At 45.1% G+C, this 14,232-nt stretch carries 14 protein-coding genes; 10 read left to right on the top strand and 4 right to left on the bottom strand.

The genetic code is table 11. The annotated features are described in order from the left end of the window. Nucleotides 1–62: 62 nt before the first annotated feature. Nucleotides 63–548, top strand: a complete 486-nt coding sequence (locus VC28_RS06350; protein ID WP_039913855.1) for a chemotaxis protein CheW — start codon at nucleotides 63–65, stop codon at nucleotides 546–548. A 52-nt stretch (nucleotides 549–600) separates the two neighbouring features. After that, nucleotides 601–987: a DUF2802 domain-containing protein gene (locus VC28_RS06345; protein ID WP_049629905.1), complete on the top strand. Its 387-nt coding sequence runs from the start codon at nucleotides 601–603 to the stop codon at nucleotides 985–987. A gap of 81 nt (nucleotides 988–1,068) precedes the next feature. On the opposite strand, the gene VC28_RS06340 is transcribed toward VC28_RS06345, so the two are convergent. Genes VC28_RS06340 through VC28_RS06325 form a run of 4 tightly spaced genes read right to left on the bottom strand, consistent with a single transcriptional unit; the run spans nucleotide 1,069 to nucleotide 4,605 of the window. Continuing rightward, a complete protein-coding gene (locus tag VC28_RS06340) occupies nucleotides 1,069–1,818 on the bottom strand; it encodes a YciK family oxidoreductase (RefSeq protein ID WP_049629904.1) in 750 nt (249 codons plus the stop codon). Between the two features lie 54 nt (nucleotides 1,819–1,872). After that, nucleotides 1,873–2,541: an HAD family hydrolase gene (locus VC28_RS06335; RefSeq protein WP_049629903.1), complete on the bottom strand. Its 669-nt coding sequence runs from the start codon at nucleotides 2,539–2,541 to the stop codon at nucleotides 1,873–1,875. Continuing rightward, complete coding sequence (gene ubiG / locus VC28_RS06330; RefSeq protein WP_156184293.1) at nucleotides 2,541–3,245, bottom strand: bifunctional 2-polyprenyl-6-hydroxyphenol methylase/3-demethylubiquinol 3-O-methyltransferase UbiG; 705 nt, start codon at nucleotides 3,243–3,245, stop codon at nucleotides 2,541–2,543. The genes VC28_RS06335 and ubiG overlap by 1 nt, the downstream gene beginning before the upstream one ends. A gap of 28 nt (nucleotides 3,246–3,273) precedes the next feature. Further along, a complete protein-coding gene (locus tag VC28_RS06325) occupies nucleotides 3,274–4,605 on the bottom strand; it encodes a TRZ/ATZ family hydrolase (RefSeq protein ID WP_049632215.1) in 1,332 nt (443 codons plus the stop codon). Nucleotides 4,606–4,962: 357 nt separating this feature from the next. Here VC28_RS06325 and gyrA point away from each other — a divergent pair, with 357 nt between their 5' ends. The 8 genes from gyrA (at nucleotide 4,963) to cmk (ending at nucleotide 14,180) form a co-directional block, all read left to right on the top strand. Beyond that, a complete protein-coding gene (gyrA, locus tag VC28_RS06320) occupies nucleotides 4,963–7,602 on the top strand; it encodes a DNA gyrase subunit A (RefSeq protein ID WP_049629901.1) in 2,640 nt (879 codons plus the stop codon). A 19-nt stretch (nucleotides 7,603–7,621) separates the two neighbouring features. After that, nucleotides 7,622–8,731, top strand: coding sequence for a prephenate dehydratase (pheA, locus tag VC28_RS06315; RefSeq protein ID WP_049629900.1), 1,110 nt, complete (start codon nucleotides 7,622–7,624; stop codon nucleotides 8,729–8,731). A 6-nt stretch (nucleotides 8,732–8,737) separates the two neighbouring features. Next, nucleotides 8,738–9,652, top strand: coding sequence for a prephenate dehydrogenase/arogenate dehydrogenase family protein (locus tag VC28_RS06310; protein WP_049629899.1), 915 nt, complete (start codon nucleotides 8,738–8,740; stop codon nucleotides 9,650–9,652). A gap of 140 nt (nucleotides 9,653–9,792) precedes the next feature. Beyond that, nucleotides 9,793–10,701, top strand: coding sequence for a sulfate adenylyltransferase subunit CysD (cysD, locus tag VC28_RS06305; RefSeq protein WP_049629898.1), 909 nt, complete (start codon nucleotides 9,793–9,795; stop codon nucleotides 10,699–10,701). A 47-nt stretch (nucleotides 10,702–10,748) separates the two neighbouring features. Beyond that, nucleotides 10,749–12,173 (top strand): sulfate adenylyltransferase subunit CysN, encoded by a 1,425-nt coding sequence (gene cysN / locus VC28_RS06300; RefSeq protein ID WP_049629897.1) that lies wholly within the window; start codon nucleotides 10,749–10,751, stop codon nucleotides 12,171–12,173. Between the two features lie 171 nt (nucleotides 12,174–12,344). Then, nucleotides 12,345–12,662: a ComEA family DNA-binding protein gene (locus tag VC28_RS19270; RefSeq protein WP_053094163.1), complete on the top strand. Its 318-nt coding sequence runs from the start codon at nucleotides 12,345–12,347 to the stop codon at nucleotides 12,660–12,662. A 111-nt stretch (nucleotides 12,663–12,773) separates the two neighbouring features. Continuing rightward, the gene (gene pyrF, locus VC28_RS06290) at nucleotides 12,774–13,475 is read left to right on the top strand and encodes an orotidine-5'-phosphate decarboxylase (RefSeq protein WP_049629896.1); all 702 of its coding nucleotides are present in this window, start codon (nucleotides 12,774–12,776) and stop codon (nucleotides 13,473–13,475) included. A 33-nt stretch (nucleotides 13,476–13,508) separates the two neighbouring features. Next, nucleotides 13,509–14,180: a (d)CMP kinase gene (cmk, locus tag VC28_RS06285; RefSeq protein WP_049629895.1), complete on the top strand. Its 672-nt coding sequence runs from the start codon at nucleotides 13,509–13,511 to the stop codon at nucleotides 14,178–14,180. Nucleotides 14,181–14,232: the final 52 nt, after the last annotated feature.

Genomic DNA, 14,232 nt, shown 5'->3' with positions numbered 1-14,232 from the left:
TAGTTATAACGACATTTACCCGATTTGCCGCCCGCAGGAGGCGGCTTTAGAGGAATTAAAAGATGGCAACTGATGTAGCAAAGAATAAGAGTACTGATGATCCCGTGTTGCAGTGGGTAACGTTCCGTCTGGATGGTGAAACCTATGGCATTAATGTAATGCAGGTTCAGGAAGTGTTGCGTTATTCAGAAATCGCTCCTGTTCCTGGTGCTCCATCCTATGTGTTGGGCATTATCAATTTGCGTGGCAACGTAGTAACGGTAATCGACACGCGCCATCGTTTTAATCTTTCCAGTGGCGAAATTACGGATAACACCCGTATTGTTATTATTGAAACTGATCGCCATGTGATCGGTATTTTGGTTGATAGTGTTGCCGAGGTGGTTTATCTACGCCAATCTGAAATTGAGATGGCGCCGAATGTTGGCAATGAAGAAAGTGCGAAATTTATTCAGGGTGTTTGCCACAAAAACAACGAGTTGTTGATTTTGATTGACTTGAATAAACTTCTGACCAGCGAAGAATGGTCGGAACTGGAAGACGTTTAATCCCTAATGAATACCAGCCACGACTGATAACACCAGGCATCAGGAAATCTTCATGACAGTGTTGGAAATTGGTTTGTTGGCTTGTGCAATCGTCAGTGTCGTGGCATTGGTGTTCGCATTCATCAGTTTCAGGCGTGTGGGCAAACTGGCGAGTGAAAACGAAAAGCTCATCCAGAAACTGATGCGCGAAGTAGCTGCTTCAAGTAGCGGCTCTGTGGGTATGGGGCAGCGTTTGTTAGCGATGGAAAAACGCCTACAAGCTGCCAACACCCAAAAACCTGAAAAAATTGATTACTACAATGATGACGAGTTTCAGCCGTACTCCCAAGCTGCGCAAATGTTCAAAATGGGAATGGATTGTGATGAGGTTGCGCGGCGTTGTGGTTTGTCGCGAGCGGAGGCATCTCTGTTGGAGATGATGCAAAAATCCAGTCGATAATATCTTGCAAAAATATGTTGCTTTTATAAAAAAGGAGATCAGCTGATCTCCTTTTTTATTGGTAAAGACACTCTTCATTTATTAGGAATAGTGGAACGATTGTCCGCTAACACCGATTGAGTCATCACTTAATAAATACACATAAGCAGGCATTAAATCTTCTGCTGGTTTTACTGTTTCAGGATCTTCAGCCGGATAGGCAGCCGCACGCATAGCTGTGCGTGTCGCACCCGGGTTTATGCTATTTGCACGTATACGCGTAGCGCCTTCCAGTTCATCGTGCAGGGTTTGCATAAAGTTTTCAGCAGCTGCTTTTGATACTGAATAAGCTCCCCAAAAAGCACGGCCTTTGAATGCTACGCTTGAACTGGTAAATAAAATACTTGCATTTTCTGCGCGCTCTAACAGTGGTAAGAGAGCTTGGGTCATCATAAACGGTGAATTAACGTTGACCTGCATGCAGCGAAGCCATGCGCTAACAGAATAATTAGCGATTGGCGTGCGCTCGCCCAAATCGGCAGCATTGAATAGTAGGCCGTCAAGATGGCCAAATGTGTCTTCCAGTGCGTTGCACATGTCGTCGTAATCTTTTTCAACAGCACTTTCAAAATTTATTGGATAAATGGCGGGTTGCGGATAACCGGCTGCTTCTATTTCGTCATAAACCGACTCAAGTTTGGCCATCGTGCGACCACATAACACGACAGTTGCGCCACAGGCGGCAAAGGTTTTTGCTGCAGCTTTTCCTATGCCATCCCCGGCACCGGTAACTAAAATAATTTTGCCACTGAGTGCTTCTGGTTTAATGGTGTAGTTTGGTGGAATTTGCATGAAATTATCTTCAGTAGAAAAAGGAATACGGAAAAAGAGTGGAGTGTTTTAGCACTATAAATATGTTTGAATTATCGGCCAGATTTCATGTGCACTATTCACATAGTGGTCGGCATTCCAACTTAGAGGATTTTCATCTTTTTCAAGATAGCCGTAGGTAACGCCAATAGTGATGCAGCCTGCACTTTTTCCGCAGTCGATATCACGTTTGTGGTCGCCGATATAAATGATCTCTTGTGGTGTGCAACCCAATTGTGTGCTTGCCAGAAACAATTGTTCCGGGTCTGGTTTGGTGTTCCGCACATGGTCAGGGCATATCACGCTGGCTGGTGGTGGCTGCATATTCAAGTCGGCCATCAAAGGTAGTGTGTATGCGGCGGGTTTATTCGTGGCAATTCCCCATGCAATATTGTTGTTTGCCAGCGTTTGAATGAGTTCATTAATGCCGGGAAAAGGTTTGGTAAATACACTGTTGTGCATTAAATACAATTCCAGAAGGCGTTGGCGTAAGGGTTCAAACTGTGGATCGGTTTCTTCAATTGCGAATGCTAATTTAATTAATGCTTTGGATCCGTTAGATACGCCTGCGCGGATGATGTCATCAGCAAGGGTAGGGCGTTGTTGTTCTTTTAAGAGTTGATTCACTACGACCACAAAATCAGGAGCGGTATCTAGTAACGTGCCATCCAGGTCAAACATTACTGCATGAATAGAGCGGGGCATTATTGTTCAACCTTTTTTGCGTGCAATAAGTAATTTACGCTTACGTCGTTGGGATTGAGTTTGTAGAGTTTGGTGAGTGGGTTGTAGGTCATGCCTGTCATGGATTGCAATTCCAATCCTGCATCACGTAACCATTTGGCGAGTTCAGAAGGACGAATAAATTTGCTGTATTCGTGAGTGCCTTTAGGAAGAAGTTTTAAAACGTATTCCGCTCCCAATATGGCAAAGGCATAAGATTTTGGATTGCGATTTATAGTTGAGAAATACACATCTCCGCCTGCTTTTACTAGAGTCGCGCAGGCTTTCACTACTGATGCAGGATCAGGTACGTGTTCCAGCATTTCCATGCAAGTAACAATATCAAACGCCTCCGGCATTTGCGCGGCTTTATCTTCAGCTGTTATTTGCTCATAGGTTAATTCGACCCCTGCCTCTAGGGCATGCAAGCGTGCGACAGATAAAGGGGCTTCCCCCATATCTATACCAGTCACAAATGCGCCTCGCTGTGCTAGTGACTCTGCAAGGATGCCACCTCCGCAACCCACATCAATCACTTTTTTTTGAGCGACAGGTGAGCGTTCATCAATATAATTTGCTCTTAGCGGATTAATATCGTGCAAGGGTTTGAATTCGCTGTTTTTATCCCACCAGCGACTGGCGAGAGCTTCAAATTTTGCAATTTCAGCAGAGTCGACGTTAGCCATAAATAAATCTCTTGTGGTGATTTGTAGGTTAGTGTGTGGCAATTTGTTTTCGCCACCAATTGGCTTTGCCTAAAATTTCGCGTTCGTCCAACGTTTGTAATTGACCCGCAGATAATAACGCTTTGCCAGCAACCCACACGTGACTGACGCATTGCCCTGAGTGGGTATAAATTAATTGTGATGCGGGGTTGTAAAGTGGCTGCATGCTTAAGTTGCTTAAATCGATGGCGGTAATATCGGCTGCCTTTCCTGTCTCAAGACTTCCAGTCTTTTCATCCAGCCCCAGGGCTTTTGCCCCATTCAAGGTAGCCATGCGCAGTGCAGCGTGAGCACTCAGGGCAGTTGCATCATTCGCAACTGCTTTGGCTAATAGAGCAGCTGTTTTTAATTCGCTAAATAAATCCAGATCATTGTTGCTGGCGGCACCATCAGTTCCTATTGCAACATTAATCCCCGCTTGAAGCAGTTTGTTCACAGGGCAAAAACCGCTGGCCAATTTCAAATTTGATTCGGGGCAGTGAATGACGTGTGCACCTGTTTGTTGAAGAGTGGCGATATCGTTATCAGAAATCTGGGTCATATGCACACATTGAGTGAGCGGCGAGAGCAACCCGAGATCCATCAAGCGCTGTATCGGTCTTTTGCCATATTGTTTTAGCGATTCCTCTATTTCAAACGCTGTTTCATGCAGATGAATCTGCACCGGCATATCCATCTCTTGTGCGAGTACCGCGATTTTCCGTAGCGGTTCATCTGACACCGTATAAGGGGCGTGAGGACCAAACGCGATATGGACTAAAGGATTTCCGCGTAGGTTGTCGTGCAGTACAAGGCCTTTGCTGAAGTAATCATCTGAATCTATGCCGCCTGCGGTGGCGAAATCAAAAATAGGGAAACTGATTTGGCTGCGCATTTTGGCATCCAGGCATGCTTGTGCAGCTTGCTCTGGGTGGAAATACATATCAGCAAAGCAAGTTGTGCCGGTTTTGATCATCTCTGCCATTGCTAGCATTGTTCCATCCCGCACAAACTCTTCGCTAACCCAGCGATTTTCCGTTGGCCAAATATGATCGTTAAGCCAGGTGTGTAAGGGGTGATCATCTGCATAGCCGCGCAACAGGCTCATGGCTGCATGTCCATGCGTATTAATGAGCCCGGGTATCAATACATGATTGTCCAATGTTATGGTTTCATGAGTAGTGAACCGGCGCTCGGCTTCATCGTTGGGAACAATCGCAATGATTTTTCCTTGATGAATGGCAAGTGCACAATGCTCTAGCAAGCGATTCTCCGGTACAACCGGGATAATCCAGCGCGCTTTAATGATCAGGTCGATTGTGTCGGGTGTTGAGATAGGCATCTGCATAGCAAATCGCTGTAAGGTCACTCGAAAAGGGGGCTCAGTATACTGCAAAGCCGGTTATCGGCCATGATTGGATTGAAGCAGGTTTCTCGCCAAACAATACAAAAAATGCCTGTAAATTCACCAGCATAGCCCTCCTCAAAGTGCCTATCTTGCAGAAATTGTGCTACCATCGCGCCCCTGAATTGTCCGTCAGGCGCATTTTTAGTCAACCCGCTAGTAGGGTAGCCATATTGCTCTTGAGCGGCCAGCGCGCCAGATAAACGCTTTGCGCTGTTTACCTTGGTATCGCCTCATCAAAAACAGGTTTTTTAAGCCCCTAGCTTTAATATAAGAAAGGAAAGCTGTATTCCCATGGTCGAATTCGCCAAAGAAATTTCACCGGTAAGTATCGAAGACGAACTTAAGCAGTCGTATCTTGATTACGCGATGAGCGTAATTGTCGGACGTGCTTTGCCTGATGTCCGCGATGGATTAAAGCCTGTACACCGTCGTGTGCTCTTCGCAATGAGCGAGCTGAATAACGACTGGAATAAGCCATACAAAAAATCTGCCCGTGTGGTAGGTGACGTAATCGGTAAATATCACCCACACGGTGACTCTGCTGTATACGACACTATTGTCCGTATGGCTCAGCCGTTCTCGCTTCGTTACATGCTGGTGGATGGTCAGGGTAACTTCGGTTCGATTGATGGCGATAACGCTGCAGCTATGCGTTATACCGAAATCCGTATGGCCAAAATCGCCCATGATTTGCTGGCTGATCTCGACAAGGAAACTGTAGATTTCGTGCCTAACTATGACGGCACTGAGCAAATTCCGGCAGTACTGCCTACCCGTATTCCCAACCTGTTAATCAACGGTTCTTCCGGTATTGCCGTAGGTATGGCAACCAACATTCCTCCGCACAATCTAAAGGAAGTGGTGCAGGGTTGTTTGGCGGTTGTTGATAATCCGGACATCACCATTGATGAGTTGATGGAATTTATTCCTGGCCCGGATTTCCCTACAGGTGCCATCATCAATGGCCGTGCTGGAATCGTAGAAGCGTATCGTACGGGGCGTGGCCGTGTAGTGATGCGCGCTAAAGCCGACATTGAGCGCGATGACAAGTCTGGTCGCGAAACCATTATTGTTACTGAAATTCCATACCAGGTTAACAAAGCCAAATTAATTGAGCGCATTGCCGAGCTGGTTAAAGAAAAGAAAATCGAAGGTATCAGCGAATTGCGTGATGAGTCTGACAAAGACGGCATGCGCATTGTTATCGAAGTTAAAAAAACCGAATCGGGCGATGTGCTGCTGAACAATTTGTTCGCGCAAACACAATTACAAACTACGTTCGGTGTAAACATTGTTGCGCTGGATGATGGACAGCCAAAAATTCTGAATTTGAAAGAATTGCTGGAAGCCTTTATCAAGCACCGTCGCGAAGTTGTCACTCGCCGTACTGTGTATTTACTGCGTAAAGCGCGTGAGCGCGGCCATATTCTGGAAGGCTGGGCCGTTGCTATTTCCAGCATCGATGAAGTAATCGAGCTGATCAAACGCTCTGCGTCTCCAGCCGAAGCAAAAGAAGGTTTGATTTCTCGTGGCTGGGATGCGAGTGCAATGACTCCATTCGTTGAGCGCGCAGGTAAAGATGCGTGTCGCCCTGAAGATCTCGGTCCTGAATTCGGCATTCGCGATGGCAAATATTATTTGTCTGCTGAGCAAGCACAGGCCATTCTGGATTTACGTTTGCATCGCCTCACTGGCATGGAACACGACAAAATTCTTGCTGAGTATGAAGAGAAGCTGGCGCAAATCGCTGAATTCTTGGAAATCCTTGGTAATGCAGTGCGTTTGATGGAAGTGATTCGTGAAGAGTTGGCTCAGGTTATTGCTGACTATGGCGATGCGCGCCGCACGGAAATTATTGCTTCTACTTTAGATTTAACCACTGAAGATTTGATTAATGAAGAAGATCGTGTGGTGACTATTTCCCATGGCGGTTACGCGAAGAGCCAACCGCTAGCTGATTATCAGGCGCAACGTCGCGGTGGTATGGGTAAATCTGCAACTGCAGTGAAAGATGAAGATTATGTCCAGCATTTGTTAATTGCCAGTACGCATGACACAGTGTTGTTGTTTACCAACGCCGGTAAAGTGTACTGGTTAAAAGTTTACATGATTCCCGTTGCAGGTCGTCAGGCACGCGGTCGTCCAGTAGTGAATTTGTTACCGTTGGAAGAAGGTGAACACATTACATCGATTCTGCCGGTGAAATCTTACGATGATGATCATTTTATTTTCATGGCGACCGCAAATGGTACTGTGAAGAAAACCGCACTTACGCAATTCTCGCGCCCACGTAGTGTTGGTTTGCGCGCGATTGAATTGGATGAGGGTGATACCTTGGTGGGTACCGCAATTACCAATGGCGCGTCTGATGTGATTCTTTTCTCCAGTTCAGGTAAAGCTGCTCGTTTCCGTGAGTCACAAGTGCGTGCAATGGGGCGTACGTCGCGCGGTGTCCGCGGTATTCGTCTGGCAGAAGGTCAACGTGTGGTCAGTATGGTAATTCCACTGGCTGGTGGGCAGGTGCTGACTGTCAGCGAAAATGGTTACGGCAAACGCACGGAAGTAGGTGAATTCCCAGCTAAAGGTCGCGGTTCGCAGGGTGTTATCGGTATGCAAACTACCGAGCGAAATGGTCAGTTGGTTGGCGCAGTACAGGTATTTGATGGTGAGGAAATTATGTTGATTTCTGACCAGGGAACTATGGTCCGCACTCGTGTCGATGAGGTTTCAGTATTGAGCCGTAACACTCAAGGTGTTCGCTTAATCAAGTTAAAAGATGGTGAACGTATGCAGGGCCTTGAGCGCATTGAAGAAAGCGCTGATGAAAATGCCAAGCGCGAATTGGCCAATGCGGAAGGTGGCGAAATCGAAGAGTTGCCAGATGATGTAGCCGCAGAAGATTCTGTTGGCGAAGAATCTTCTGACGAATAATCAAACGAGGCGATTATTCATGTCATCCGAACAAGCTGAATCTGCAAAGTTACTGGAATTGCGCAACAAAATTGATGCGATTGATGAAGAGATCGGGCGCTTGATTTCTGCGCGTGCTGAATGTGCACAACAGGTTGCCGAGGTTAAAAAGGCAAGCTTGCCAGAAGATGCAAAAGTGTTGTTTTATCGCCCTGAGCGCGAAGCTCAAGTATTACGCAAAGCAATGGAACGCAATAACGGGCCATTGAGCAACGAAGAAATGGCTCGTCTGTTTCGTGAAATTATGTCGGCCTGCCTAGCGTTAGAAAACCCTATAAAAGTTGCCTATCTTGGCCCTGAAGGAACTTTTACCCAACAGGCATCGTTAAAGCACTTCGGGCACTCAGCACTGGTAATGCCATTTGCGGCTATTGATGAGGTTTTTCGTGAGGTTGAGGCTGGTGCAGTAAACTATGGCGTTGTACCTGTAGAAAACTCAACAGAAGGTGTAGTGAATCATACGCTCGATAATTTTATGGGATCAAACCTGAAAATTTGTGGTGAAGTCGAATTGCGCATTCACCATAATTTAATGGTTTCGGATGTTACTAATGTTAATAGTATTTCGCGCATCTATTCGCACTCTCAATCTTTGGCGCAATGCCGTAAGTGGTTGGATGCACATTATCCAAAAGCAGAGCGTATAGCTGTCAGTAGTAATGCAGAAGCTGCCAAGCGCCTCAAGGGAGAATGGAATGCAGCAGCAATTGCTGGCTCAATGGCCGCTGATTTATATGGTTTGAAAATAATTGCAGAAAAAATTGAAGACCAACCAGATAACTCAACACGTTTTCTTATTATAGGCAAGCAAGCTGTCCCACCAAGTGGTATTGATAAAACATCGATTGTTGTTGCAACACGCAATGAGCCCGGTGCCTTACACAATCTACTGGAGCCATTCCATCGTCACAATATTGATTTAACCCGTGTAGAGACAAGACCATCTCGTACTGGTGTTTGGAATTATGTGTTTTTCATTGATTTTGTTGGTCATGTCGATGAGCCTTTAATCAGTGATTTAATGAAAGAGGTCGCCACGCGTTGCGCAGATCTTAAATTACTTGGCTCCTACCCAAAAGCGGTGTTGTAATTCGTTATGGCGCAACCATTAATCAATAAATTTGTTGTTGTTGGGATCGGCTTGATTGGCGGCAGTCTTGCAACAGGTTTGAAAGCGCGGGGTGCCTGTGCTGAAGTGATAGGAGTTGCGCGTAAAGCGGAAACTTGCGCAGAGGCAATAGCTCGTGGTGTGGTTGACAGGGCTTGCACATCACTAGCGGAAATTGCAGGTGAGTTGACTAAGGGCGATGTTATTTTTATTGCTGTGCCCACGCTCTCAGTGACTTCTGTGTTGGAAGAGGTTAAATCGAATATTTCTAGTGATATCACTATTACCGATGGCGCTAGTGTGAAGGGTAGTGTGCGCGAAGCTGCGCAAGCGGTATTTGGATTTGTGCCAGAACAATTTGTGTTAGGTCATCCTATCGCTGGATCAGAGAAAAGTGGTGTAACTGCTGCCAACCCCAATCTCTACGAACGTCACCGCGTTATATTGACTCCTCTGGAATCTACAGCTCGGTATCACTTCAATCTTGTTGAATCCATGTGGCAAGCTGTTGGCGCTGAAGTGCTTTCTATGTCAGTTGAGGAACATGATGAAGTGCTTGGTGCTACATCACATCTCCCGCATGTAATTGCTTATTCGCTGGTTGATACGCTTGCGCAAGATATCAAAAACCCTAACATTTTTCGTTATGCCGCTGGTGGTTTCCGCGATTTCACGCGAATTGCATCAAGCGATCCGGTTATGTGGCATGACATTATGCGCGCAAATAAAGTTGCTATTCTGCAGTCAATGGATTTGTTTATTAATAATCTGACCCGATTACGTAGCAGCATCGAAAATGAAGATAGTGAATCGTTGCTGACCGTTTTTAGTCGGGCAAAAGAAGCGCGTGATGAGTTTACTCGTTTGCTGGCAGCTCGCCATTCCGTTTCGAAAGAAGATTGATAGACAAAGAGGCCAAACTTAAAGGAATAACCTTAGAAACTTTTGGTTATTAACCTATGTGTATTAGCCATATATAATCACTGTCGTTTTTTCAACACATTGTATGGCTGTTAACCGTACTTAAATCTGGTAATTACTGAATGTCAAACTATACCTTGACTCATCTCAAGCAGCTCGAAGCTGAGAGTATTCATATCATCCGTGAAGTGGCGGCTGAATTTGATAATCCTGTGATGTTGTATTCTATTGGTAAAGACTCTGCTGTCATGATGCATCTCACCATGAAAGCCTTCTATCCCGGTAAGCCTCCGTTTCCGCTAATGCATGTTGACACAACATGGAAATTCCGTGAAATGATTGAGTTTCGCGATCAGCGTGTAAAAGAGCTCGGCTGGGATTTGATTGTTCATATCAACCAGGAAGGTGTGGAGATGGGCGTTGGTCCTTTTACGCATGGTAGTGCCAAACACACCGACATAATGAAAACCCAGGCGCTCAAGCAAGCGTTAAATAAGTACGGATTTGACGCCGCTTTTGGCGGTGCTCGTCGCGACGAAGAAAAGTCACGTGCAAAAGAACGTGTTTATTCTTTTCGTGATAAAAACCATCGCTGGGACCCAAAAAATCAACGTCCCGAGCTGTGGAATATTTATAACGGTCGCGTAGATAAAGGAGAAAGCATTCGGGTTTTTCCCTTGTCCAACTGGACTGAATTAGATATTTGGCAATACATTCATTTGGAAAATATCCCTATTGTTCCTTTGTACTTTGCAGCCAAGCGTCCTGTTGTGGAGCGCGATGGCGTGATGATCATGGTTGATGATGATCGCATGCCCATCGGACCTGATGATAAAGTTGAGGAAAAGATGGTTCGATTCCGTACATTGGGTTGTTACCCACTGACGGGAGCTGTTGAGTCGGAAGCAACTACGCTACCTGAAATTATTCAGGAAATGTTGCTAACTACAACATCTGAGCGCCAAGGGCGAGTGATTGATCATGACAGTTCCGGTTCAATGGAAAAGAAAAAGCAAGAAGGCTATTTCTAATTCTCCGATACGCTTGATTAAATTTTACTGATTGTGAAGAGAACCTTATGAGTCATCAGTCCGAATTAATTGCGCAAGATATTAATGCGTATCTTGCTCAGCATGAACAAAAAGAATTGTTGCGTTTTTTAACATGTGGCAGTGTCGATGATGGAAAAAGCACGCTGATTGGTCGTCTGCTACATGACTCTAAAATGATTTACGAAGATCAGTTGGATGCTATCCGCTCAGATAGTGTTAAGCATGGCACGACTGGCGAAAAAATAGATTTGGCACTCTTGGTTGATGGTCTTCAAGCAGAGCGCGAACAAGGCATTACTATCGATGTTGCGTACCGTTATTTTTCCACAGCAAAGCGCAAATTTATTATTGCTGATACCCCTGGTCATGAGCAGTACACGCGCAACATGGCGACAGGCGCTTCAACCTGTGATCTCGCAATTATCTTGATTGATGCTCGCTACGGCGTTGTCACTCAAACTCGTCGCCATAGTTATATAGCCTCTTTACTTGGTATTAAGCATATTGTTGTTGCTGTGAACAAAATGGATTTACTTGGTTTTGATCAGACTGTTTTTGAAAAAATTAAGCAGGACTATCTTCAATTCGCAGATAAGTTAGGAATGAGCAATGTTATGTTCGTTCCAATTTCGGCGTTGGATGGCGATAACGTGGTAAACCGCTCAGAGCGATCGCCGTGGTATTCTGGTCAGACCTTGATGGAAATTTTTGAGACTGTGCCAATCTCAGGCGACAAAAATTTTGCCGATTTTCGTTTCCCCGTACAGTATGTGAATCGTCCAAATCTTGATTTTCGTGGTTTTTGTGGAAATGTTGCATCGGGAGTTGTAAAGGTTGGTGATGAGGTTCGGGTATTGCCATCGGGCAAAACTAGCCATGTAAAATCAATTGTGACTTATGATGGTGAATTGCAAGAAGCATTTACGGGCCAAGCAATTACACTCACATTAACATCCGAAGTTGATGTTAGTCGCGGAGATGTGCTTGTACTTGCTAAAGATGCTGTGCCTCAATCTAATCACCTGAAAGCGCATGTTGTATGGATGGCAGAAAAAGCGGTGCACGCAGGCAGTGAATATTTATTTAAGTTTGCCAGTAAATTGGTGAGTGGTGCCTTTGAAAAAATTGATTATCGTATCGATGTAAATACACAAGAGCACTCTACGGTAAATCAGCTGCAATTAAATGATATTGCCGTTGTTGATTTATTACTGACTCAGCCTGTTGTTGCGGATCAGTACAGCCATAACCGTGCTACTGGTGCTTTTATTGTAATTGATAGATTGACTAATATTACGGTTGGTGCAGGTATGGTTATTGAGCAATTGGATACCAAGGCTTCCAATCTGCCTAATAATTACAGTGAGTTTGAAATAGAGTTAAATGCATTGATAAGAAAACATTTCCCGCACTGGAATGCAGTGGATCTCAAAATACTATTGAGTAAGTAATTTAAAAGCCCCGAAATCATCGGGGCTTTTTTTTGGCGCATTTTTTTGTAAGTAATATCGCACATCAAACATAGCAATTCTCTCCTGTTTGATACTGATGCTCTCCTTTTAAGATGCTTGGGCATGCACTGGACTTGTGTGTGCTTATCTAACATTTTTAAGGAGTTATAAATGAAGTACGTTCTCGCATTATTTTCTATTGTTATGTTGTCTTTTGGTTCGTTCTCGCTCGCGTTCGCTGCAGAGCCTTCTGTAGTAAAAGAGTCAACTGCTAAAGAAGCAGTAGTAATCCCTCAATCAGCGGTGAATATTAATACTGCTGACGTTCAAGAGCTGACCAAGCTTAAAGGGGTTGGAGAGAAGAAGGCGGAAGCAATTGTGGCATGGCGCAAGGCAAATGGTGACTTCAAGTCGGTAGAGCAATTGTTGGAGGTTAAAGGGATTGGCGAGGCGACTTTAGCTGCAAATCGTGAAAATATCCGTATTTAAGCAAGTGTTGGTGCCTTAGGATGGTGCCAACGAATGAATTTTATGAGGATTTTTGTTTTAATGAGAGCCTGGGTTTAATGACCCGGGCTTTCTTTTTTGTGAGGTCAATAAATGTCCACCTTGGATCCCCGTATTGTTGTTGCTATGGACTTTGATAACGCTGAGCAATGTCTTCTGATGGCAAAACGCTTATCTCCTCGGTATTGTCGTTTAAAGGTAGGTAAGGAGCTTTTCACCGCGTGCGGCCCAAAAATTGTTGAGCAATTAATGGGGCTAGGATTTGAAATTTTTCTTGATCTGAAGTTTCACGATATCCCTAATACAACAAGTAAAGCAATAAAAGCGGCAGCTGAATTGGGGGTTTGGATGGTTAACGTACATGCGTCAGGCGGCGAGCGCATGATGCTTGCTGCCCGTAATGCTTTAGAGCAATCAACAGGTAACCGTCCTTTATTGATCGCAGTTACAGTGTTAACCAGTATGGAAGCAATCGATTTATCTGCTGTAGGCATTAATCAGAATCCTGATGAGCAGGTGATGCGTTTGGCAAAATTGACCTATTCATGTGGTCTTGATGGAATTGTCTGCTCTGCGCAGGAGGCAAGGTTGATGCGGGCAGAGTTCGGTAATGACTTTTGTTTGGTGACGCCCGGGATTCGATTAGAGTCTTCTGTTGCTGACGATCAGCGCCGCACATTAACGCCTGCTGCTGCTATCGCTGCAGGGAGTAGTTACCTGGTAATTGGGCGTCCTATTACCCAATCTCTGGATCCTGTCGCTACATGCCAATCCATTCTTCAATCCCTTGTTTGATGCCATGAGCTATTAATAAGTAAGGTTATTGTTATGAAAAAACCTGTACCAGTCGTTATCACAATCGATGGTCCAAGTGGCTCAGGTAAAGGCACTCTTAGTCAGATGCTTGCTCGGCATCTTGGGTACCATTTGCTGGATAGTGGTGCGCTTTACCGCCTTGTTGCACTGGCGGCGATAAAAAAAAATATAGACTTATCGAATGAATTAGCGGTAACTCAGGTTGCAATGGGTCTGGATGTAAAATTTAGCCTCGATGAGAGCGAGTCGGCGCGAATTTTGCTAGAGGGAGTAGAAGTTACAGATGCAATACGTGCTGAGTCAGTCAGTATGGGAGCATCCCAAATAGCTGCTTATCCTGAGGTAAGAGCTGCATTGTTGGAGCGCCAGCGCGCATTTGCTATCGCGCCAGGCCTTGTTGCGGATGGGCGTGATATGGGAACCACTGTTTTTCCTGAGGCGCAGACGAAATTGTTCTTGACCGCAAGTGCGGAAGCGCGCGCTGAGCGCCGCTGCAAGCAATTATTGGCCAAGGGAATATCGGTTGATATTGCTGAGCTAATTAAAGATATTCGTGAGCGAGATCAACGTGATTCGACGAGAGTGGTTTCTCCTTTAAAGCCTGCCGATTCAGCGATAATAATTGATAGTACCACCATGAGCATTGAAGAGGTGTTTTCCCGTATGTTGGCCGCTATCAACTAAACAAAGAGTTTGTCAAAAAATGGTAAGGAAAATCCGCTAGGTTCATTAGCGT

The organism is Cellvibrio sp. pealriver (assembly GCF_001183545.1).
In the GTDB taxonomy this organism is placed as follows: Bacteria; Pseudomonadota; Gammaproteobacteria; order Pseudomonadales; family Cellvibrionaceae; genus Cellvibrio.
This window is presented reverse-complemented; position numbering and strand designations above follow the sequence as displayed.